Source organism: Ideonella sp., assembly GCF_036277275.1.
In the GTDB taxonomy this organism is placed as follows: domain Bacteria; phylum Pseudomonadota; class Gammaproteobacteria; order Burkholderiales; family Burkholderiaceae_C; genus Ideonella.
In genome coordinates this window covers 1-20,367 of the sequence record NZ_DASUNH010000107.1, presented here as the reverse complement: position 1 = coordinate 20,367, position 20,367 = coordinate 1, and the positions used below count along the sequence as shown (strand labels likewise).

Below are 20,367 nucleotides of genomic sequence, written 5' to 3'. Positions count from 1 at the left end.
GTCATGCTGAACATGCTTGACCGCAAACTGCTGCGCGACCTGTGGCAACTGCGCGCGCAGGTGCTGGCCGTGGCGCTGGTGGTGGCCGCGGGCATCGTCGGCTACGTCGGCTCGCTGTCGGCGTACGACTCGCTGCGCTGGCTGCAGGCCTCGCACTACGAGCGCGCGCGCTTCGCGCATGTCTTCGCCGTGGGTAAGCGCGCCCCGGTGAGCCTGGTCGATCCGTTGCTTCGCATCCCGGGGATCACCGAGGTCGAAGCCACCGTGTCTTTCGACGTGCAGCTCGACCAGCCAGGCGTGGTGGAGGCGCTTACCGGCCGCATGATCGCGCTACCCGAGCATGGCCTGCCGCGCATCAACCGGCTGACGCTGACGCGCGGCGCCTGGATCGATGCGCCCGACTCGAACCAGGCCCTGGTCAACGAGGCCTTCGCCAGCGTGCATGGCATCGGCCCGGGCGACCGCATCATCGCGCTGCTCAACGGCAAACGCGAGTCCTTGCAGGTCATCGGCGTGGTCGCGTCGCCGGAGTACATCTTCCCCAGCCGCGGCGGCTTCGGCGACGAGCGCAGCTTCGGCATCTTCTGGGTCGCCCGCCAGCGCCTGGCAGCCGCGTTCAACATGGAAGGCGCGTTCAACAGCCTGGCCGTGCGGCTGGAGCGTGGCGCCTCGGAGCCGGCGGTGATCGCCGAGCTCGACCGTCGCCTGGACCGCTACGGTTTCACCGGCGCGTTCGTCCGCGCGGACCAGCCCTCGCACCGCATGCTGACGCAGGAGATCGCGCAGTGGAAGGTCTATGGCACGACGCTGCCGGTGATCGTGATGGGCGTGGCGATGTTCCTGCTCAACGTGGCCCTGACCCGCCTGATCGGCACCCAACGCGGCCAGATCGCCGCGCTCAAGGCGCTTGGCCGCGACGACGCGCAGATCGGACGCCACTACCTGAAGTTCGCGCTCTTCATCGCGCTGATCGGTGCACCGCTGGGCATCGCCGGCGGCGCCTACTTCGGCGATTCGGTGGCGCAGATGTACGCCCGCTTCTTCCGCATGCCCGACTTTGAGTACCGCCTGCTGCCGTGGATCTGGCTATCGGCGCTGGCGCTGGCGCTGGCTGCCGCGGCGTTGGCCGTGCTGGGCGCCTTGCTGCGCGTGGTGCGGCTGCCGCCGGCGCAGGCCATGCGGCCGCCCGCCCCGCCTAGCTTCGGTGCGACGCTGGGCGAGCGCATCGGGCTGGGCCGGCTGCTCTCGCCGTCGGTTCGCATGGTTGTACGCGACATCGAACGCCGGCCGCTGCGCGCGCTGCTTACCACCGTCGGCATCGCCAGCGCCGTGGGCGTCATGGTGGCCGGCACCTGGTGGCGGGATTCGGTGGACTACCTGCTGGAAGTCGAGATTCGCATGCGCGACCGGCAGGACGTGCTCGTGGCGCTGGCCGAACCGACGTCGAGTGCCGCGCTCTATGACTTCAGGCAGATGGCCGGCGTGCTGCGCGCCGAAGCCACCCGCGATGTGCCGGTGCGCTTGACGCATGGGCTGCGCAGCTACCGCACCACGCTCAGCGGCATCGAGAGCGACTCGCAGATGCGGCCGATGCTCGACCAGCGCCTTCGGCGCGCACCGTTGCCCACCTCCGGCATCGTGCTGAACGACCGGCTTGCCGACCGGCTGGGGATCGCCCTGGGTGACGAGGTCCACATCGAGATCCTGCAGGGCTCCCGTGCGCAGGCCGATCTTCCCGTGACGGGATTCAGCTTCGAGCTGACACGGCTGGCGGCCGCCATGAACCGCGATGGCCTCGACCGGTTGCTCGGCGAAGGGCAGGCGATGTCGGGTGCGCGGCTGTTGATCGACGCCTCGCAGCGCGAAACCGTGCTGCGGCAGTTGAAGAACATGCCGCGGGTTGCCGCGACGATGGAAATCGGCCCGGTGATACGTTTCGTGCGCGAGAACAACGCGCGCAACGTGCTGTTCTTCAGCTCGGTGTGCGGGGTCCTGGGCGCGGCGATCGCGCTGGGCGTGGTCTACAACAACGCCCGCATCGCACTTGCCGAGCGCGCCTGGGACCTGGCGAGCCTGCGCGTTCTGGGGGCCACACGCGGAGAAGTCTCTGCGCTCTTGCTGGGCGAGCTCGGTGCCGAGCTGCTGCTCGCCTTGCCGCTGGGTTGCCTGATGGGCTACGGCCTGGCCTGGGGCATCGTGAGCTTGTCGACGGTGACCGAGATACACCTGCCCCTGGTGGTCGCACCACGCACCTATGCGTTCGCCTGCCTGGTCGTGCTGGTCGCCGGCGTCGCCAGCGCTCTGATCGTGCGGCGCCGTGTCGACGAGCTCGACCTGGTCAGCGTGCTGAAGACGCGCGAGTGAGCTGGAGATCGTCATGACCCGCAAGCTTTGGATTTCGGCCGCCTTGGGCACTGCCGGCTTGGCCGCGATCTTCATTTGGGCCTTCCGGCCGCAGCCGGTACCGGTCGAAACCGCCGAAGTGCGCCGCAGCCTGTTCGAGCAGACCATCGACGAGGACGGCAAGACGCGGGTGCGCGAGCGCTACGTCGTCTCGGCGCCGGTGGCCGGCCGGTTGGCGCGCGTGCGCGTCAAGGCCGGTGACCTGGTGCAGGCAGGCTCGGCCGTGGCCGAGTTGTCCCCCGGCGCGCCGGCGATGCTCGATGGGCGCACGGCCCGTGAGCTGAGCGAGCGTGTCGGCGCTGCCGAAGCCGCCTTGGCGCAGGCGCGCGCCAGGGTGGCGCGCGCCGAGGCCGCGCTCGACCAGGCGAAGACCGACGTGGCGCGGCAGAAGCGGTTGCAGGACGACGGCTTCGTCGCCCCGGCGGCACTTGACCAGGCGCAACTGGCGGCGCGCGTGCAGGACAGGGATCTGGAAGCCACGCGCTTTGCCGAGATAGGCGCGGCACACGACCTGGCCCAGGCACGCGCGGCGCTGATGCGCGCGCGCGAAGGGGCCGGCGCACACCGCCCCGGCACCACCTGGCCGATCGAATCCCCCGTCGACGGCCAGGCGCTGCGCGTGCTGCAGGAAAGCGAAACCGTGGTCGGCGTGGGCACCCCGCTGCTGGAGATCGGCGACCCGACCCAGCTGGAGATCGTGATCGACGTGCTGTCCAGCGACGGCCGGCGCATCGCCCCCGGCGCGCGCGTCGACGTCGATGCCGGGCCGGGCCCGCGGTTGGCCGGGCGGGTGCGGCGCGTCGAACCTGCGGCCTTCACCAAGGTCTCGGCGCTCGGCGTCGAGGAACAGCGCGTCAACGTGATCGTCGACATCGCCTCGCCGTCCGAGCAGTGGCGTGGTCTCGGTGACCAGTTCCGCATCGACGCGCGCATCGTCATCTTCGAGCACGCGAACGCCATCACGATGCCGGTTGCCGCGCTGTTCCGCGATGGCAACCAATGGGCGGTGTACGCCGTGCACGACGGCCGCGCGGCGAAGCAACACGTCAAGGTCGGCGGGCGCGCAGCCAGCGATGCCTGGATCGAAGACGGGGTGGCGCCTGGCGCACGCGTGGTCGTCTACCCGAGCGACAGCGTGGCCGACGGGGTGCGCGTGAAGGTCGTGCGGGGGCCGCAGTGACGAACCGACCTGCCCACAGCCGCTTCGCAGCTCGGGTGACGCGAGTACCGCTGAGGCTGCTTGGGCGATGCGTGCTGCTGTGCGCGCTGACCGCTGGCTGCGCGCGACCGCCGGTGTCACCCGCCACGCCGCCGGACGACGTGCCACTGCGGACCAACGACGGCTACTACCCGGGCCGGGTCTGGCGCACCTCCGCGCCCGAAGCCCAGGGCCTCGATTCGCAGGCCCTGGTCGAGCTCTTTGATGCCGTGGAGGCCGAGCACCTGCCGATCCACAGCCTGCAGATCGTGCGCTACGGGCACCTGGTGCTCGATGCCTATTTCCACCCCTTCGAGGCCGAGGCGCGCCACGACGTCGCGTCGGTAACTAAGTCGATCACCACGACGTTGGTGGGTCTGGCGCTGGAGCGCGGCTCGATCGCCGGGCTGGAGGTTCCGGTGGTTCCACTGCTGACGGATAGCCCGCCGCCGGACGCCCGCGCACTGCAGATTCGGGTGCGCGACCTGCTCACCACGTCGAGCGGTCTGGCCTGTGGTCCGGTGCCCTACGAGCGCGAGATGCTGGCGATGGCCGCGTCGCCCGACTGGGTAGGCTACGCGCTGGCGCTGCCGATGCGTGCGGCGCCCGGCACGCGCTTCGAGTACTGCAGTCCGGGCTTTCACATGCTGTCGGCGCTGATCGCAAGGACCACCGGCCTGAGCACGGAGGCCTTCGCGCGCGAGGCGCTGTTCGGCCCGATCGGCATCACCAATTGGCGGTGGCCGCGCGATCCGCAGGGCATCAACCAGGGGGCCGGTGATCTGCAGATGCGCCCGACCGATCTGCTGCGCATCGGCCACCTGTTCTTGCGCCAGGGCGAGTGGGCCGGGCGGCAGATCGTGCCGCGCGCGTGGATCGCCGAAGCCACGCGGCGACAAGTCGATGCATCGCCGATCGACGGCTACGGCTTCGGCTGGTGGTTGCCCAACAACCTGCCCGGGCTGTACCAGGCAGCTGGCCGCGGCGGACAGCGGCTGGTGGTCTGGCCGACCAAGGACCTCGTGGTCGTGATCACCGGCGGCGGCCTGGACGTCGATCGGCTTGCACCCCACCTGCTTCGCGCCCTCAAGAGCAACGCAGCGCTGCCGCCCAATCCAGCAGGCCAGCAGCGACTGGCTGCGCGGGTGCGGGCGGCCGCCCAACCTGCGGCGCCGCGGGCCACAGCGTCACCGCCGCCGCTGCCACCGCTGGCCGCGACGGTCAGCGGCAGGACCTACCTGCTGGCAGAAAACGCGCTCGGCCTGCGTGCCCTGCAGCTGCACTTCCTCAGCCCGACGCAGGCGCATGTGCGGCTCCAGCTGAGCCACACGGAGATGATCGTCCCGATCGGCCTGGACGGTCGCTATCGTGTCGCCATCGATCCGACCTCGGACGAGCCCGTGGCCGGACGGGGTCGCTGGCTCACGCCGGAGCGTTTCTCCATCGAGGTCGACACGATCGCACGCATCAACCATGTGACGGCCGAACTGGACTTCGCGAACGACCAGCTGCGCGGCTGGGCGCGCGAACGCTCGGGCCTGGTGCCCGAGCTGGCGCTCAACGGCCGAGCCCGACCTTGAGCCGCGGCGGCAAGGAGCCGTGCCCTCGCAGTCAGGCCTTGGCACGGGTCTTCAAGGCGTGGATGGTCTCGCCGCGCGCCAGCATCTGCACCAGCTGGGCGATGCGCCTGGCGCGCGTCTCGGCCTTCACGGCCGTCTGTATGCGCCACAGTACCGCGTAGCGATTGGCCGCGTTGATCGTTGCAAAGAAGGCCTTGGCCCTCGGCTCGGCGTCCAGCGCCGCCATCAGGTCCTCGGGCACCGCGGACGTACGCGCTCCGTCGTAGGCCTGCGCCCAGCGTCCGTCGGCCTTGGCGGCCTCGATCTGCGCGAAGCCCGGCGCCTGCATGCGGCCCGCCTCGATGAGCGCCGCGACCTTGTCGACGTTGATCTTCGACCAGATGCTGCGCGCGCGCCGCGGCGTGAAGCGCTGGAGAAAGTGCTGGTCGTCGAGGCCCTTCTTCTGGCCGTCGATCCAGCCCCAACAGAGCGCAATCTCCACCGCCTCGGGGTAGGTGACGCTGGGTTCTTTGGCGCCCCGCTTGGCGATCTTGAGCCAGAGGCCATCGGAGGTGGCGTGATTCTTCTTCAACCAGATCTCGAAAGCCTTTGGGCTCTTGAACAAGGCCGGGGCAGAGTCGAGTTGGATGGCGGATTTGGCGGCGGGCATCGCATGGAGTGTGCCGCAAGAGCGCCAGCGACCACAGGACGGGCCTCCGTCGCTGGCATCGCCGCCGGATGCCGAGGCGCAGGCAAGCTGGGTGACGCGATCGCGCAACCAAAAGAGGAAGCGCAATCCGCAAGAGCAGGTACACCGAGGAACAGGTCATCGGGTTCATCAAACAGGCTGACGCGTGCGCAAACCCGGGGGAGCTGTACCCAGGCAAGGGCCTTGGCTTCGCCTCAGGGTGCCGATGCGCCCGCGGATCTTCTCGATGCCTATCGCGCTGCCAGAGCTGGCTGCCAGAGCGGGTTGCCGTGGCGCTGCGGGTGGTACGGCGCGGTTGCCGCCTGGTATCGCTTCCTGATGGTTAGCGGTCGCGCGGCGCATATGCAGAACTGGCGCCGCTGCGATCATTGAGCGAAATCAACGCGACGCGTGGAGGCCGGACTAGGCTCTGCCTCTGCGGCACGACAGTGGGGAGGTCCTATGAGCGTGCAAACAGAACAGACGCAGCTTAGGTATGACTGCATTGGTGTCGGTTTGCTCCTCGCGTGCACGCTTTCGGGCTGTGGTGTCTTGCGGGAGTTCGCACCCGACGCGACCCGGAGGTCCATCTCACAGCAACAGCAATCGAGTCTTGCGCGGGCCTACCTGCCCTACGCGGTCCTTGCAGCGAGCGTTTACGGGACCGACGTACCGACCAACCTTTCGAAATGCGCGGAACCCGACAGCAGCGAATGTCGCCGGTTCCTCGGCCGCTTGGCGGAAAAAGGCGGGCTTGGGCGAGACAGCAACGAAAGCCAGAGGGAAACCCTAGACGAAATATCGACCTATTGCATCAGCCGCGGCCTGTCGCTTTCGGATGCGCGCCATGGGACAGACGACGCTGTTGGCTTGTCGCCAGCCTGCTCGCCGACGCTGCTGAACCTCCCGTCGACGAAATCCGTCGGCAGGGATCCGCAGCAGAGCAACGAAGCGAAAGCGACGGACACAGCGCAATTGGCAGCCTCGCCTTGGCCCAAGAATATCGCGGATTGCGACGCTGACGAGACGAATCGACCCGTTCTGCCGTTCATTGATGACCTCAAGCTTGCGGGCTGGCAGGAAGAGGTCCAAATTGAGCGCTACGCATTGAGCCGAGATTGGCGGCTCTTCGTGCCCGGGCTAGGCATTGAAGTGTGGAGTCGCGGCAGTGCCAGCCGGCAACCCACAGTCGGTTCGGGCTGCGATCCCAAGCACGCTCCATGTGTGTCCGCCGGCTCTCGCAAGGAGTATGCGATCGTGTTTCGAGGCACCGCGGACGCCGGGGGCTGGTTCTCTGACTTCCGCTTGATTACGGCACTGCTTCCTCTCGTGTGGGACCAGTATCAGCAGGCGAGGGTCAGTGCGCAACAAATCGTCGAGCAGATTCGGATTCAGGAGTTGGCGATCTGGCTGGGAAAGACGAATGGCCACAGCGGCGGCGCCAACAGCCTGAAGAATCTGAACGACTTCAATGCAATCTTTCCGGACATCACCGCAGTGGGACATTCGTTGGGCGCGGGTCTCGCCAAGTATGTCTATTACGAGGTGCCGGAAATCAATCGTGTCGTCGGATTCAATCCGAGTCCTGTCGACGGATCACGAACGGTCGTCAAAGTTGACGATCGACCGAGGATCATGTACGAGAAATGCCTGAGGCGACACGCGGAAAACGAGTGCACAGTCGAGAAAAGCGCATATCCAGCCACCGATGAGAGGGGCGCCGACATGTTCTTTCTGTTTGAGCGCGGTGAGTTCTTGACTGCGGTCGCCCCATGCATTTCGGGATCTCATTGGGGCAATTCTGGCGATCCGGTTAGTTGGTGCCAAGAGGTAGATTTCAAGCGCACCAACTGGCGGCGTGTACTTTTTTCGATGTTCGAGCAGCACAGCATGGGAGCCTTGACATGCAGATTGGCCTTGATTTCAAAATGATGAAAGCGGTCGCAATCATGTTTGTCGCCGCCCTTTCGTCTGTCGCGCACCCACAATCACGCGCTGGCGGGATGCTAACCAGAGCTGACGCCGATGATCTTGCAATTTATTCAATGATGGCATCGAATGCCTACGCTAACGATCATGAGAAGCTCTATTTCCCATTGGAAATGCTTGGGTGGAGAAAAGTTGATGAGCAAGGCGAGATAGTGCCAAGGGATCAAAACTCCTATCAACCGAAGACGCTTGTCGGCAGGCTTGTTTCAAATCTGCAGTTCGATATCTGGGAGGACTCGAACTCCAACAAGACGATCTTTGCATTTAAGGGCACTCAAGAGCGGGTGGATTGGGTAAATGGAAACTTGATGCTCGGGATTTCAATCCCATATAAAAGCGCCAAGAAGCATGTCAGGGACTATATTTGCGACCATCCGGACAGGAAGGTGAGTGTCACCGGTCATTCGCTGGGCGGAGGGCTCGCCCTTTCTGTATCCTTTTGGGAAGGTGTTGATGCTGTTGTTTTTAATACCTCACCGCGGATTTTCGATGGATTAGAAGACAATAAGAAACGAGCGAATCGGATCGCAGTATTTCAGGATGGCGACATACTCCAAAAGATTAGAAAATGGTACCCCAAGTTTCTTGAAAAGGTTGACCCCGAACAGGTGATTGAAACTCGATTCGAATACTCGTTTAACGATTCACACCGAAGCGATCTAATTGCTCAAGGGTTGCTTTCGTGCAGTACTGATTCGGCGCTTCAGCGTCTGGCGAAAGAACTGAAGCTCTCGGTCAGTTGCTACCTGAAGTAGTCGGCCCCGAGACACCTGCCACCGTTTGCTCGAATACGGGCGCTGCGGGAGCACATGGTGGCATGTGTCTGCTGCCCCCTGAGTTCAGCGATATTTCGTGCGGGCGGCGGCTTCGCGGCGCACGATTTCCGGCAGTGGGTGTCGCTTCTGGGTCGGCGGCTCCAGTCTGCGACCGTCGAATACAGCCGTTCGCTCGGCGTCGTCTCGGGGCGGTTGCCTGCTCAGCGAACGTCAAGTTCCGAGGGCGAATTCAATTGGTCGGCGTAGCACATTGGCTGAAAATCTCGGACGGCACCAGTCAGCGACCCAAAGTTGAGCGCCGCACCCAGTCTTCCTGCTGTTCGACCGGCCAACATCAACGTCGGCATCTGGCCGGTTCAGTTGGGTCACCGACCCCGCCGTCAGCTGGACATCGCGCGCTGGCCCGGTCGAAGGTCAGCTTCCCTTGGCCACGGCCGGCGGAATGCCATCGAGGGAAGTCCGTCAACTCGCTGAACTCGGAAAAAACGGAACGCAGTCGCCCAACGAGCGAGCACCAGGGCAATCGACAACGCCATTGTCTTGAAAGCGGGCGATGATGAACTCTGTTGCTGCAGCCGACGTTGCAGGATCGGCTCGTACAGACGCGCGAAGGCCCGGCCCCTTTTGCAGGATGGTTCTCGTCAAGAGAATCGGCCGGCAAGAGCCAGCGGCCAGTCTCGCCGCCAGGCTGCCACCGCGGCCGCCAGCCATTCGGCCCGGCCCGCGGTGGTGAGGTGCGCCGGCAGGCCAAGCGCCTCGCCCGCCGCCCGCAACGTGGCGAACGGATCGGAGAGATCGAGTGCCTGCGCGCCGTTCTGTTTCGACAGCTTCTGCCCGTCCGCGGCCAGCACCAGCGGCGTGTGCAGGTACACCGGTGTCGGCAGGCCCAGCAGGTGCTGCAGGAGGATCTGGCGCGGGGTGTTGTCGGCCAGGTCTTCACCACGCACGATGTGGCTGACGCGCTGCTCGGCATCGTCGACCACCACCGCGAGCTGGTAGGCCCACGGGCCGTCGGCGCGTTTCAGCACGAAGTCTCCGACCTCGACGGTCACGTTCTGCCGCTGTGGTCCCAATCGGCGGTCCGTCCAATCGATCCAGCGGTCGCCCCCATCGGGCGCATCGGTGCGCAGGCGCCAGGCGCGCGCCGGGCGGCCGTGCAGCCCGTGGCGGCAGGTGCCGGGGTAGACGCGCTCGCCGTGGCGCTCGTGCTGGACGCCCGCTGCCGCCAACGCCGCGTCGATCTGCTTGCGGCTGCAGGCACAGGGGTACGCCTGGCCGGCGGCCAGCAGGCGTTGCAGTGCCGCTTCATAGCGGTCACCGCGGGCCGATTGCCAGATCGGCGTCTCATCCGGCAGCAGCCCGCAAGCCGCCAACTGCTGCAGGATGAGGTGGTCGGCACCCGGCAGGCAACGCGGCGTGTCCACGTCTTCGATGCGCACCAGCCACTGCCCTCGCTGGGCGCGGGCATCCAGCCAACTGGCGAGCGCCGCCACCAGCGAGCCGGCGTGCAACGGGCCGGTCGGTGACGGGGCAAAGCGGCCGACATAGCGCGCCGGCGCTGGCGGCGGCTGCCTGCTCATTCGCAGCCACGCAAGCCGTGTTGTGGCGTGTGGCGTTCGAGCAGCGCCTGGCGCGTGGCGGGGCTGGCCAGTTGCTCCAGCCACCACTGCAGGGCCAGGCCCTGCGGCGCCTTTTTCGGCTGCGGCACCGCGGCGCTGCGCCACGCATAGGCCATGCCGCCCACGCGCCGCTGCCGCTTGACCTGCTTGGTCACCAGCCGGCCGTGGCGAACATGCTCGCGCACCAACACCTCGGGCACGAAGCCGCAGCCCAGGCAACGCAGCTGCGCCTCGATCTTGGCCTGCATGCTCGACACGGTCAGCACGTCCTGCCCAGGCAGCAGATTCACCGTCATCCGCGCCATGCGCATCGCCGAATCGGCTACCGCCACCGCGCGGTGGCGCACGATCTCGTCGTCGCCGATCGGCTCGGGCAGTCCCGCGAGCGGGTGATGCGGCGCCATCGCGAAGACGAACGGCATCGCGCCCAACGGCTTCATCTCGATGCCGGGCGGCGCCGGCATGTCGGCCGGCACGCCCAGCGCCAGGTCCGCCTGGCCCGAGACCAGCGCCTCCCAGGTGCCGGCCAGCACCTCGGTGCGCAGGCGCAACCGGGTGCCCGGACCGGGCTCGTTCGGGCCGCTCGGGCGCAGGGCGTAGAACGCCTCGCACAGCTCCAGCAGCGTCAGGCGCGACAACACGTCGTCGACGGCGATCGTCAGCTCGGTTTCCCAGCCGGTGGACACACGCCGCACCCGTTGTGCCACCGCATCCATCTCGGCCAGCAGGCGGCGTCCTTCGTTCAGCAGCTCTTCGCCGGCGGCGGTCAGCTGCGCCTGGCGTGAACGCCGGTCGAACAGCAGCACATCCAGCGCGTCTTCGAGCTGGCGCACGCTGTAGGTCAGCGCCGAGGGCACCTTGCCCAGCTCGCGCGCGGCGGCGGCAAAGCTGCCGGTGCGCGCGATGGTGTCCATCATCGCCAGGGCGTCGGGGGTCAATGCGCTTCTGCGATCCATATCGACTTCATCTTATTTGAAAGGTCGATTCGAGCCACCGCGGCCCCCAGCACCAAGCTGCTGCCTACATTGGACCCATACACAGATTGGAGGTCCTTCGATGATCACCGTACGCAAGGCCGAAGACCGCGGCGTGGCCGACCACGGCTGGCTCAAGAGTTTTCACACCTTCTCGTTCGCCGACTACTACGACCCGGCTCACATGGGCGTGGGCAACCTGCGCGTCATCAATGACGACCGCATCGCCCCCGGCACCGGCTTCGGCACCCATGCCCACCGCGACATGGAGATCGTCAGCTATGTGCTGGAAGGCGAGCTGGCGCACAAGGACAGCCTGGGCACCGGCGCCGCCATACGCCCCGGTGAGGTGCAGCGCATGACCGCGGGCACCGGCGTTCGGCACAGCGAGTTCAACCACGCTGAAGGCCGGAGCACCCATTTCCTGCAGATCTGGCTGCTGCCGGCCCAGGCGGGCCTCGCCCCCGGCTACGAGCAGAAGGCCTTCAGCCAGGCCGACAAGCGCGGCCGATTGTGCCTGGTGGCGGCGCCCGACGGCCGCGACGGCGCCGTGACGCTGAACGCCGACGCCACCATCCGCGCCGGGCTGTTCGACGGCGACGAAGCGGCCGAGTTGGCGCTGGATCCGAAGCGCCTGGCCTATGTGCATGTGGCGCAGGGCGAGATCACGCTGAACGGCGCCCACCCGCTGGCCGCCGGCGACGGTGTGCTGCTCGACGGTGAGACCCGGCTGACACTCTCGCAAGGGCGCGGCGCCGACGTGCTGGTGTTCGACTTGGCGCGCCTGGGCTGAGCCCCGGCGCCGCTACAGTCGCACGCATGAATCTCACCCTGACCGCGCTGAGCGTGTTGCCGGCCATCGACTGGCTGGCCGTCATCTGCCTGTTCGCGGCCTGGGCGGGCTATGCGCAGTTCGCCAGGCGCCATGCGGAAACCCAGCCGTCGATCCTCGCCGCCACCAACCGCATACGCAAGCAGTGGATGCTGCAGACGACGATGCGCGAGAACCGCGTGGTCGACGGCGTGACGGTGCAGAACCTGTCGACCAGCCCGTCGTTCTTTGCCTCGACGACGATCCTGATCATCGGCGGCCTGCTGGCGGTGCTGGGCACCACCGACAAGGCGGCCGAGATCGTGCGCGAGATCCCGTTCGCTGCCCGCACCTCGGTGCTGGTGTTCGACCTGAAGGTGGCGTTGCTGACCGCGATCTTCGTCTATGCCTTCTTCCGCTTCACCTGGAGCCTGCGACAGTACACCTTCGGCGCCCTGCTGGTGGCGTCGGCCCCCGAATTCAACGCGCCGTGGACGGAGGCCGAGCGCGAAGCATTCGCCGCGCGGGCGGGCGGCGTGATGGGCCTGGCCGCCGAGACCTTCAACGACGGCCTGCGTGCCTACTACATGGCCTTCGCCGCGATCGGCTGGTTCTTCTCGCCGTGGGTCTGCCTCGGCGCCACCGCCTTCGTCGTCGGCGTGCTGTACCGGCGCGAATTCCGTTCCGAGGTGCTGGCGGCGTTGACGCAGGGCTGACCCTGCCGCCATCGGGGGTCGTCTTCGCAGAGAGTGCGAGGCCCAGGGCGCAGCCGCCCGGCGCCCTACTCTCGAGGCACCAGATCCGCCACTTCGTCTTCGGCCACGTGCCGGCGGGCGATGCGCGCGAAGGTGCCATCGCGCACCACGTCACGCACGAGATGGCGCCAGTAGGCCAGCTCCGCCTCGCTGAAACGGGCGCGCGACAGCACCATGCCTTCGGGCACGACCGATTGCTGCGGCGCCCAGTCCAGCGCCACCAGCTTCGGCTTGCGCGGGTGCTCCGCGGCATAGCGGCGAATCACGACGGAGTGGCCGATGATCGCGTCCACCGTGCCCTCGGCCAACAGGCGCAGCAAGGCGCCATCGTCGGTTGCCTCGACGAGGCGGCCGCGGCTGCGCGCCTGTTCGAGCACCGCGTCGTAGGTGGGCGTGTGCTTGTAGCTGCGGACGGCGCCCCAGCGCAGGGTCGGCGTGGCCATGAACTCGGCCAGGCCGCCGCGCACCGGCGCGTGCGTGGCCAGCATCCAGACGTGGTGCTTCAGCTGGATGTACGGGGCAAAGGCGTAGAGCTTTTCGCGCTCGGGCGTCGAAATGCCCGAGGTCGCCATGTCGAGCCGGCCGGCTTCGAGCTCGGACCAGATTCGCGCCCGGGTCATCGTGACCCCCTCGAAGCGGCAACCGCTGCGCCGCTGCAGCTCGCGGACGAAGTCGATGTCGATGCCGGTGCCGAGCAGGCCACCGGTGGTCTCCGAGCCGGCGGCGCTGTACAGCGCGCCAAACTCGTAGAAGGCGACCGACAGCGGTCGGTCCGGGCAGGGTGCCGCCGGCGGAGGTGTCGGCCCCCTGGCCATGGCCAAGCCGAGCGCGGCCCAGGCGGCAATGCCGGCGAGCACCGCGCGAATCCCCCGCCGCGTTGCTGCGCCTGCCGTTGCAGCCTGGCATCCGCGCCCACTCTGCGGCAGGCGGTCCCTCCGATGCATCCGTGCATGCTGCACCGGACGCAACGGGCTGACAACCGGGTTCACCTGAAGATGCGCGCCTGCCAGCGGATTCACTTGGAACTCAAGAAATCCTTGACCACCGCCACGGTGCGGGCCGGGTCTTCCTCGTGCGGCACATGGCCCAACTCCGGGAAGACCACCAACCGGCTGCCGCCGATGTCGCGCGCGAACCGTTGGCCGTTGGGCGGTGGAATCAGGCGGTCGCGGCCACCCCAGAGGATCAGGGTCGGCTGCTTGATCGCCGGAATGCGCGAGGCGTCCTGGCCCATCTCCAGCTGCTGCATGCGCATGCGCAGCGCATGGCGGTTGCCTTCGCGCAGCGTCAGCTCGAAATAGCGGTCGACCAGCGAGGAGGTGACCTTGGCCGGTTCGCCATAGACGTTTTGCACGCTGGCCTCGACCATGCCGCGCGGCAAGAACCATTCGCTCAATGCGCTGATGACCGGCAGCCGCGCGATGCGGAAGCCCACCGGCATGTCCTCGGGCACGAAGTCGTACCCGGCCGAATCGACCAGCACCAGCTTTTCGACCCGCGCCGGCGCCAGCGAAGCCACGCGCCAAGCCACCTCGCCGCCGAGCGAATTACCGGCCAGCACCACGCGTTGCACGTGCAGTCGGTCCAGCAGGTCGAGCGTGAAGCGGGCCAGCGTGTCGCCACGGTAGTCGTCGTGGGCGTATTCGCCGGTGAAGGGCCCGGTCAGGCCAAAGCCCGGCAAATCGAAGCTGATGACGCGCCGCTGGGACTTCAGCGCCGCAACCCAGCCCTCCCAGGTGTGCAGGCTGGCCGAAGTGCCGTGGATCAGCACGATTGGCGCCTGGTCGTTGCGCGGGCCTTCGTCGCGCAGGTGGACCATCTGGCCCTTGACCTCGATGAAGTCCGATGGCGCCGGTGCCCAGCGCGCCACCAGCGTCTCGACCGGCCGGTCAGGGGCGCGGGCCAGCGGCACCGCCAGCGCGGTCAACATCAGCATCACGCCGAAGGCGCGCCAGAGCAGCATCTTCATGCGGCGATCTCGTGGTGGGGGTTGGGGTGGAGATCGGTCGCCAGCTCTTCGCGCTCGTCGAAGACGAAACAGCGGCCGTGCCAGTGCGGGGCGCCCTGGGTCTGCTCGAAATAGCGCAGGATGCCGCCTTCCAGCTGGTAACCGTGCTCGACGCCCATGGCCTGCATCACCAAGGCCGCCTTCTCGCAGCGGATACCGCCGGTGCAGTAGCTGATCACCGTCTTGCCGGCCAGCGCTTCGCGATGAGCGGCCAGTGCGGCGGGAAAGTCGGAAAAGCGGTGCAGCCGCCAGTCGAGCGCGCCGTCAAAAGCGCCAGCGTCGACCTCGAAGCCGTTGCGGGTGTCCAGCATCACGACCGGCCGGCCCTCGTCGTCATGGCCGGCGTCGAGCCAGCGTGCCAGCGTGGACGGCGACACCGAAGGCGCGCGGCCGGCGGCCGGCTGCACGGCCGGCATGTTCATGCGGATGATCTCGCGCTTGATCTTGACCTTCAGGCGCTGGAACGGCGTGGTCTCGCTCCAGCTCTCCTTGGCGTCCAGCCCGGCGAAGGGTGGATCTCGTCGCAGGCCAGCCAGCCAGCCGCGCACGGCCGCCTCCGGGCCCGCCAGAAACAGGTTGATGCCCTCTTCGGCCAGCAGCACGGTGCCCTTCAGGCCGGCGGCCAGCGCATCGTCGTACAGGCGTTGGCGGCGCGCTTCGAGCGCGTCCAGCGCGACGAAGCGATAGGCGGAAACATTGAGCACGGCAGCCGTCATCGGCGGATTCTAGGTGTCCGCCCACTGCGCGCCGGCCGGCGCCGACTCGTCAGGCCAGCTACACCGCCTGGGCCAGGTCCGTCGCCGGCGCCAGTGCCAGCACGGTGGGGCTGTCGCCGCCCAGCAGAAGCTGCGGCAGCTGCATGAACCGCCACCGGCCCTTGCCGTCGGCGGCCAGCAGCCAGACCAGGTCGAAGCGGTCGTCCGGCCAGCTCGCCGGCAGCGCCACGTCCGGCCCGACGATCTGGGCCGCCAACGCCGGCAGGCGCTTGTGCTCCCACGCCACGACAGAAAAGCCGCTCAGGGTCTTCAGGTACCGTGCCAGGCTCTGCTCGCCTCCGACCGGGTACGGCGTCGCTATGCCAACGCCGCAGTGTCCCGCCAGCGGCAGCAGCGTGCTGATGCCACGCCTGCTGGGATGGGCACGGCTGGGCTCGGGCGCCAGCAGATGGCACGGGCGCTCTTGATCGGCATGTGCGCGCCGGTGGTCCCAGAAAAACAGCGCCAAGGCACCGGCGCGTTGCCAGCCTCGCACCGACAGGTCGTCCTGGTCCTCGCGCCCGGTCTCGTCGACCCCTCGCAGCACACCGTTGTCGGTGGGCTTCTCGGCATGGCGTATCAGGGCAATGGACTGCGAGGTGTTCATGACGGCTCTCGATTCAGGCAGCAGCGCTCGTGCTGCGTGGGCGACCGGCGATCGCCGGGAGCTCGCCCACGCGGCGCCATTCAGGCATGCTGGGCTTTCAACTCTTCCTTGCGCTGCAGCAGCGCCTGGCCCAAGGCCTTCAGGTCGAGCTTGGAGGAGGCCTTGGCCTTGGTGAACATTTCTGTCTGCTCCTCCTTGACGTGATGCTTGACGTACTCGGACAGCACCTTCACGCGTGCGTCGTAGTCTTCGCCGCCGGGCTCTGCGCCTTCGAGCTGCGCGATCAGCGCCTTCAGCGACTCATGCTCGACGCGGGCCTCCGGCACCAGCTCCGAGTCATTCAGCGCGGCCTTGACCGCGGGGTAGAAGATCTCTTCCTCGACCTGCGCATGAATCGTCAGCTCGAGACAGATCTGTTCCACCAAGGCTCGCTTCTTCTCGGGCGAGCGGCTCTTTTCGAACTGCTCGAACAGCTCACTGACCAGTTTGTGATCGGCCCGCAGAAGGGTGGTGGCGTCGGTACCGCCGGTCGAACGTCGGGTCGTCTTCTTGGATTCCATGATTGATCTGCCTTGTATTGCGGTTGCAGGACGGCGAATGCACGGCCCGCCGTGACAACGGCAAACACTGTGCCGGCGAGCCGCGGGGCTGCCCCGGCGTGGCATGTGCGTTGCTCCAACGGGCCGGTCAGCGCCGTGCTGCAAGCCCTGAAAGAGATCCATGAAGACTGCCAGCCAGGGTCGAGCCCGCGCCCTTCCCCTTCGGGTCGGGGCGCCGCGGCGGCCAAAAAGCGCCATCGGCAGCGGGTCAGGCGCTGCGCTGCCGATGAGCCCGACAGTTCTGCTGCTGGTCGACTTCATCAACCCGCTCGATTTCCCCGGTGCGGACAAGCTGGCGCCCGGGGCCATCAAGGCCGCGCTGGCCACGGCCCGGCTCAAGTCGAGGCTCGAGCAGGACGGCGCGGTCTCGATCTACGCCAACGACAACTACGGCATCTGGCGTTCTGAGTTTCACGACATCCGCGCGATGTGCGAGGCCTCATCCGGCGCGTCCGGCGAGATCGCACGGGCCCTCGCGCCACGCGACCGCGACCTGGCCATTCTCAAGCCGCGCCACTCGGCGTTCTTCGGCACGCCGCTGGACCTGATGCTGACCCAGATGCACACGCGATCACTGGTGATCACCGGCCTGGCCGCCGACATCTGCATCCAGCTCAGTGCGATGGATGCCAGCCTGCGTGGCTACAAGCTCTGGATACCGGCGGATTGCACAGCGTCCGAATCGGAGCAGGCGAAACACGACGCGCTGCAGTATGTGAAGCGGGTGCTGAAGGCCGACATCCGGCGCTCGACCAGCCGACGTCGCCTGTGATCGCCTGAACACCCAAGCCCGGGCATGTCGAATGCTGGCGCGGCGGCACTGCCGTTGTGGCAGACACCGCCCCCTTTTTCACAGGAGACTGCAAAGGAGCCCCCCATGACCCAGCCGTTTCAAGAATGGAAAGTCCTGCCGCACGGCAAGCTGACGTCGGTCGACGACAACCTGCTCACCGTGGTGGGCGAGCTGAACATGCCGTTGGCCCACCTGCCCCGGCGCATGACCGTGGCACGCCTGCAGGATGGTCGGTTGGTGATCTTCAGCGCCATCGCGCTGGACGAAGACGAGATGCTCGCGCTGGAGCGCTTCGGCACGCCGGCCTTCCTCGTCGTGCCGAATGATCACCATCGGCTCGACGCCAAGATCTGGAAAGACCGCTACCCGGCCATGCAGGTCGTCGCGCCGGAGGGCGCACGCGAGAAGGTCGAAGAGATTCTTCGCGTCGACACCACGACCCCCGACTTCGGCGACCCGACGGTGCAGTTCGTGACCGTGCCCGGCACCCATGGCCACGAGGCGGCGCTGGTCGTCAAAGGCAGCCAGGGCACGACGCTGGTGCTGAACGACATCGTCGGCAACATCCGCGATGCGAAGGGGTTCGGCGGCTGGTTCCTGCGGATGATGGGCTTCGCCGGCGACGAACCGCACATCCCGGCACCGGTCAAGATCATGATGGTCGACGACAAGGCGGCACTGCGCGAGCAGTTGATGAGCTGGTCACGCATCGACCCGCTGTCACGCATCCTGGTGTCGCACGGCTCCGAGATCGACGACCATCCCAACCAGACCTTGCGCGACCTGGCCGGTTCGCTGGCCTGACACCCCAGGGCCGCGGCGCTGGTCAGCCGCGGTGTGCACGGGTGGCCCCACCCGGCCTTCGGGCCCAAGCGGCAAGAGCACGGGAAAGCCCGAAAACGGAACCGGTTCCATTCTGGGCGAGAATCCGGCGTCCGATGGGCTTGTCGGCTGGCCGCCGTGCCGGCCAGCCCCTTGTCCGCCCCCTCATTCCGTCGCCCCATGACCGCTCATTCGTCCGCACTGGCTCTCGCCCTGTCCACCTGCTGGCTGCTGGCAGCCGGCCCGGTGCATGCGGCGGATACCGCTTCGCCCATGCCCACGCCCACCACCTCGCCCCGCACCTTCCAGGTCTACACCACCGCCCAAGGCTCGCCTGAACGCCTGGCGTTGACCGCCACCGTCTCGACGGGAACCGGGGCCCAGCCGCCCGAAGGCGATGTGTCGGTCTTCGTCAACCCGGCGCTGCGCTTCCAGACGCTGCTGGGCATCGGCGGCGCCGTCACCGACGCCTCGGCCGAGGTCTTTGCCAAGCTCTCGCCGGCGAAGCAGCAAGAGCTGCTGCAGGCCTACTTCGACCCGGCCCGGGGCCTGGGCTATTCGCTGCTGCGCACGACCATCCACAGCTCGGACTTCAGCAGCGCCAGCTACACCTACGTGAAAGATGGCGACGCCACCCTCGCCTCGTTCGACATCGCGCCGGATCGACGCCACCGCATCCCGTTGCTGCAGCGCGCGTTGAAGACGGCGGCAGCCAGCGGCGGCGCGGTCACCACGTTCGCGAGCCCCTGGAGCGCCCCGGCCTGGATGAAGGACAACGCCAACATGCTGCAAGGCGGCAAGCTGCTGCCGCAGTACGCCGGCGCCTGGGCGCTGTACTTCACCAAGTTCATCCGCGCCTACGAGCAAGCGGGCATTCCCGTCTGGGGCATCACGGTGCAGAACGAGCCGATGGCCAAGCAGACCTGGGAATCGATGATTTTCAGCGCCGAGGAAGAACGCGACTTCCTGAAGCACCACCTCGGCCCGACGATGAAGCGCGAGGGCCTGGGCGACCGCAAGATCATCGTCTGGGACCACAACCGCGACCTGATCACGCACCGCGCCCACACGATCCTGGGCGACCCGGACGCCGCGCCTTACGTGTGGGGCGTGGGCTTTCACTGGTACGAGACCTGGGCCGGCGGCGAGCCGATGCATCGCAACGTGGCCGCCGTGCACCAGGCCTACCCGAAGGTCAACCTGCTGTTGACCGAAGCGACGGTCGAGCGGTTCGACCCCGCCCGCCTGCAGTGGTGGCCCAACGCCGAGCGCTACGGCAGCCAGATCATTGCCGACTTCAACGCCGGCGCCGTCGGCTGGACGGACTGGAACATCCTGCTCGACGAGCGCGGCGGGCCCAACCACGTGGGCAACTTCTGCTTCGCGCCGGTGCATGCCGACACGAAGACCGGCGAGCTGACCTACACCCCCAGCTTCGCCTACCTGGGCCACTTCTCGAAGTTCATCCGCCCCGGCGCCCAGCGCATCAGCGCGGTCAGCAGCCGCAGCACGCTGCAGACCACGGCCTTCGTCAATCCGCAAGGGCCCGCGGGTGGCCAATTGGCGGTGGTGGTGATGAACAGCGGCGATGCGGCGGTGAACTACCGGCTGCAGATCGGCGCGAACGAGGTGACGCTGACGATCCCCGCCCACGCGATCCAGACGATTGCGGGCTGAGTGCGGCGCGGCGCGCGCCAGGCACGGCTGTCAAACCGCGGATGAGCCAGAAGTCGGCAAAAGCTTGGTCAAGGCTCGCCAAATCGGCGCGCAGGTGGGCGGACTGAAGCCGATTCGGGCACCTCGAACCTCAGATTCCGTGTTCTTCAGCGCACCTGCACATCGCGACCTGCTTTGTGCAGACCATCCTTAGTCTTACTGTGTCACAAGAGTAGCTTTGCGCTTGCTCTGCCGCAGCAGGGGCACTGCCCGAGGCGTGCGATCAGGGTGTAGCTGAGCCGGTGCCGTAGTGTCGTGATCGAGTGATCCACGTGCCGCTGCGCGCGCAGGGCTG

The 20,367-nt window shown here is 67.3% G+C and carries 18 protein-coding genes; 10 read left to right on the top strand and 8 right to left on the bottom strand.

All coding sequences use genetic code 11. The features are described from left to right. Window positions 1-3: 3 nt before the first annotated feature. From VFY73_RS18465 to VFY73_RS18455, 3 genes are all read left to right on the top strand, one after another. The gene (locus VFY73_RS18465; protein ID WP_329721456.1) at window positions 4-2,364 is read left to right on the top strand and encodes an ABC transporter permease; all 2,361 of its coding nucleotides are present in this window, start codon (window positions 4-6) and stop codon (window positions 2,362-2,364) included. 13 nt (window positions 2,365-2,377) lie between these two features. Further along, window positions 2,378-3,583 (top strand): efflux RND transporter periplasmic adaptor subunit, encoded by a 1,206-nt coding sequence (locus VFY73_RS18460; RefSeq protein ID WP_329721454.1) that lies wholly within the window; start codon window positions 2,378-2,380, stop codon window positions 3,581-3,583. A 113-nt stretch (window positions 3,584-3,696) separates the two neighbouring features. Then, complete coding sequence (locus VFY73_RS18455; RefSeq protein WP_329721452.1) at window positions 3,697-5,181, top strand: serine hydrolase; 1,485 nt, start codon at window positions 3,697-3,699, stop codon at window positions 5,179-5,181. Window positions 5,182-5,212: 31 nt separating this feature from the next. Here the strand turns inward: VFY73_RS18455 and VFY73_RS18450 are convergent, their stop codons facing one another. Continuing rightward, window positions 5,213-5,830, bottom strand: coding sequence for a YdeI/OmpD-associated family protein (locus VFY73_RS18450; RefSeq protein ID WP_329721450.1), 618 nt, complete (start codon window positions 5,828-5,830; stop codon window positions 5,213-5,215). 480 nt (window positions 5,831-6,310) lie between these two features. Between VFY73_RS18450 and VFY73_RS18445 the strand changes: the two genes are divergently transcribed. Both VFY73_RS18445 and VFY73_RS18440 read left to right on the top strand, forming a co-directional pair. Next, entirely contained in the window at window positions 6,311-7,780 is a 1,470-nt protein-coding gene (locus VFY73_RS18445) for a hypothetical protein (RefSeq protein WP_329721448.1), read from the top strand. Further along, window positions 7,753-8,592 carry a lipase family protein gene (locus VFY73_RS18440; protein WP_329721446.1) on the top strand — a complete coding sequence of 280 codons (840 nt, stop codon included), beginning with the start codon at window positions 7,753-7,755 and terminating at the stop codon, window positions 8,590-8,592. Before VFY73_RS18445 ends, VFY73_RS18440 begins: the two co-directional genes overlap by 28 nt. A gap of 662 nt (window positions 8,593-9,254) precedes the next feature. Here VFY73_RS18440 and gluQRS read toward each other — a convergent pair. After that, window positions 9,255-10,193: a tRNA glutamyl-Q(34) synthetase GluQRS gene (gene gluQRS / locus VFY73_RS18435; RefSeq protein ID WP_329721444.1), complete on the bottom strand. Its 939-nt coding sequence runs from the start codon at window positions 10,191-10,193 to the stop codon at window positions 9,255-9,257. After that, the gene (locus VFY73_RS18430; RefSeq protein ID WP_329721442.1) at window positions 10,190-11,188 is read right to left on the bottom strand and encodes a LysR family transcriptional regulator; all 999 of its coding nucleotides are present in this window, start codon (window positions 11,186-11,188) and stop codon (window positions 10,190-10,192) included. Before VFY73_RS18430 ends, gluQRS begins: the two co-directional genes overlap by 4 nt. Window positions 11,189-11,288: 100 nt before the next feature. Here VFY73_RS18430 and VFY73_RS18425 point away from each other — a divergent pair, with 100 nt between their 5' ends. Continuing rightward, window positions 11,289-11,999, top strand: coding sequence for a pirin family protein (locus tag VFY73_RS18425; RefSeq protein ID WP_329721440.1), 711 nt, complete (start codon window positions 11,289-11,291; stop codon window positions 11,997-11,999). A gap of 26 nt (window positions 12,000-12,025) precedes the next feature. Beyond that, the gene (locus VFY73_RS18420; protein WP_329721438.1) at window positions 12,026-12,733 is read left to right on the top strand and encodes a DUF599 domain-containing protein; all 708 of its coding nucleotides are present in this window, start codon (window positions 12,026-12,028) and stop codon (window positions 12,731-12,733) included. A gap of 65 nt (window positions 12,734-12,798) precedes the next feature. Here the strand turns inward: VFY73_RS18420 and VFY73_RS18415 are convergent, their stop codons facing one another. The 5 genes from VFY73_RS18415 to VFY73_RS18395 all read right to left on the bottom strand — a co-directional run bounded on the left by VFY73_RS18415 (window position 12,799) and on the right by VFY73_RS18395 (window position 16,702). Next, on the bottom strand, window positions 12,799-13,629 hold the full coding sequence (locus VFY73_RS18415) for a substrate-binding periplasmic protein (protein WP_329721436.1): 831 nt from the start codon (window positions 13,627-13,629) through the stop codon (window positions 12,799-12,801). A 158-nt stretch (window positions 13,630-13,787) separates the two neighbouring features. Then, window positions 13,788-14,741: an alpha/beta hydrolase gene (locus tag VFY73_RS18410; protein WP_329721434.1), complete on the bottom strand. Its 954-nt coding sequence runs from the start codon at window positions 14,739-14,741 to the stop codon at window positions 13,788-13,790. Continuing rightward, entirely contained in the window at window positions 14,738-15,496 is a 759-nt protein-coding gene (locus tag VFY73_RS18405; RefSeq protein WP_329721432.1) for a sulfurtransferase, read from the bottom strand. Before VFY73_RS18405 ends, VFY73_RS18410 begins: the two co-directional genes overlap by 4 nt. A 58-nt stretch (window positions 15,497-15,554) precedes the next feature. Further along, window positions 15,555-16,142 (bottom strand): hypothetical protein, encoded by a 588-nt coding sequence (locus VFY73_RS18400; protein ID WP_329721430.1) that lies wholly within the window; start codon window positions 16,140-16,142, stop codon window positions 15,555-15,557. A gap of 80 nt (window positions 16,143-16,222) precedes the next feature. Continuing rightward, entirely contained in the window at window positions 16,223-16,702 is a 480-nt protein-coding gene (locus tag VFY73_RS18395) for a hemerythrin domain-containing protein (protein WP_329721428.1), read from the bottom strand. Window positions 16,703-16,967: 265 nt separating this feature from the next. Here VFY73_RS18395 and VFY73_RS18390 point away from each other — a divergent pair, with 265 nt between their 5' ends. The 3 genes from VFY73_RS18390 to VFY73_RS18380 all read left to right on the top strand — a co-directional run bounded on the left by VFY73_RS18390 (window position 16,968) and on the right by VFY73_RS18380 (window position 20,033). Further along, a complete protein-coding gene (locus VFY73_RS18390) occupies window positions 16,968-17,513 on the top strand; it encodes an isochorismatase family cysteine hydrolase (protein ID WP_329721426.1) in 546 nt (181 codons plus the stop codon). A 105-nt stretch (window positions 17,514-17,618) separates the two neighbouring features. Then, entirely contained in the window at window positions 17,619-18,338 is a 720-nt protein-coding gene (locus VFY73_RS18385) for a hypothetical protein (protein WP_329721424.1), read from the top strand. 198 nt (window positions 18,339-18,536) lie between these two features. Continuing rightward, entirely contained in the window at window positions 18,537-20,033 is a 1,497-nt protein-coding gene (locus VFY73_RS18380; protein WP_329721422.1) for a glycoside hydrolase family 30 protein, read from the top strand. Window positions 20,034-20,367: the final 334 nt, after the last annotated feature.

Bases quoted from the DNA above. Each gene is read 5' to 3' on its own strand.
- VFY73_RS18395 (WP_329721428.1), bottom strand. From the start codon at position 16,702: ATGGAATCCAAGAAGACGACCCGACGTTCGACCGGCGGTACCGACGCC.
- VFY73_RS18400 (WP_329721430.1), bottom strand. From the start codon at position 16,142: ATGAACACCTCGCAGTCCATTGCCCTGATACGCCATGCCGAGAAGCCC.
- VFY73_RS18430 (WP_329721442.1), bottom strand. From the start codon at position 11,188: ATGGATCGCAGAAGCGCATTGACCCCCGACGCCCTGGCGATGATGGAC.
- VFY73_RS18385 (WP_329721424.1), top strand. From the start codon at position 17,619: ATGACCCAGCCGTTTCAAGAATGGAAAGTCCTGCCGCACGGCAAGCTG.
- VFY73_RS18465 (WP_329721456.1), top strand. From the start codon at position 4: ATGCTGAACATGCTTGACCGCAAACTGCTGCGCGACCTGTGGCAACTG.
- VFY73_RS18390 (WP_329721426.1), top strand. From the start codon at position 16,968: ATGAGCCCGACAGTTCTGCTGCTGGTCGACTTCATCAACCCGCTCGAT.
- gluQRS (WP_329721444.1), bottom strand. From the start codon at position 10,193: ATGAGCAGGCAGCCGCCGCCAGCGCCGGCGCGCTATGTCGGCCGCTTT.
- VFY73_RS18460 (WP_329721454.1), top strand. From the start codon at position 2,378: ATGACCCGCAAGCTTTGGATTTCGGCCGCCTTGGGCACTGCCGGCTTG.
- VFY73_RS18445 (WP_329721448.1), top strand. From the start codon at position 6,311: ATGAGCGTGCAAACAGAACAGACGCAGCTTAGGTATGACTGCATTGGT.
- VFY73_RS18450 (WP_329721450.1), bottom strand. From the start codon at position 5,830: ATGCCCGCCGCCAAATCCGCCATCCAACTCGACTCTGCCCCGGCCTTG.
- VFY73_RS18420 (WP_329721438.1), top strand. From the start codon at position 12,026: ATGAATCTCACCCTGACCGCGCTGAGCGTGTTGCCGGCCATCGACTGG.
- VFY73_RS18440 (WP_329721446.1), top strand. From the start codon at position 7,753: ATGCAGATTGGCCTTGATTTCAAAATGATGAAAGCGGTCGCAATCATG.
- VFY73_RS18405 (WP_329721432.1), bottom strand. From the start codon at position 15,496: ATGACGGCTGCCGTGCTCAATGTTTCCGCCTATCGCTTCGTCGCGCTG.
- VFY73_RS18380 (WP_329721422.1), top strand. From the start codon at position 18,537: ATGACCGCTCATTCGTCCGCACTGGCTCTCGCCCTGTCCACCTGCTGG.
- VFY73_RS18425 (WP_329721440.1), top strand. From the start codon at position 11,289: ATGATCACCGTACGCAAGGCCGAAGACCGCGGCGTGGCCGACCACGGC.
- VFY73_RS18410 (WP_329721434.1), bottom strand. From the start codon at position 14,741: ATGAAGATGCTGCTCTGGCGCGCCTTCGGCGTGATGCTGATGTTGACC.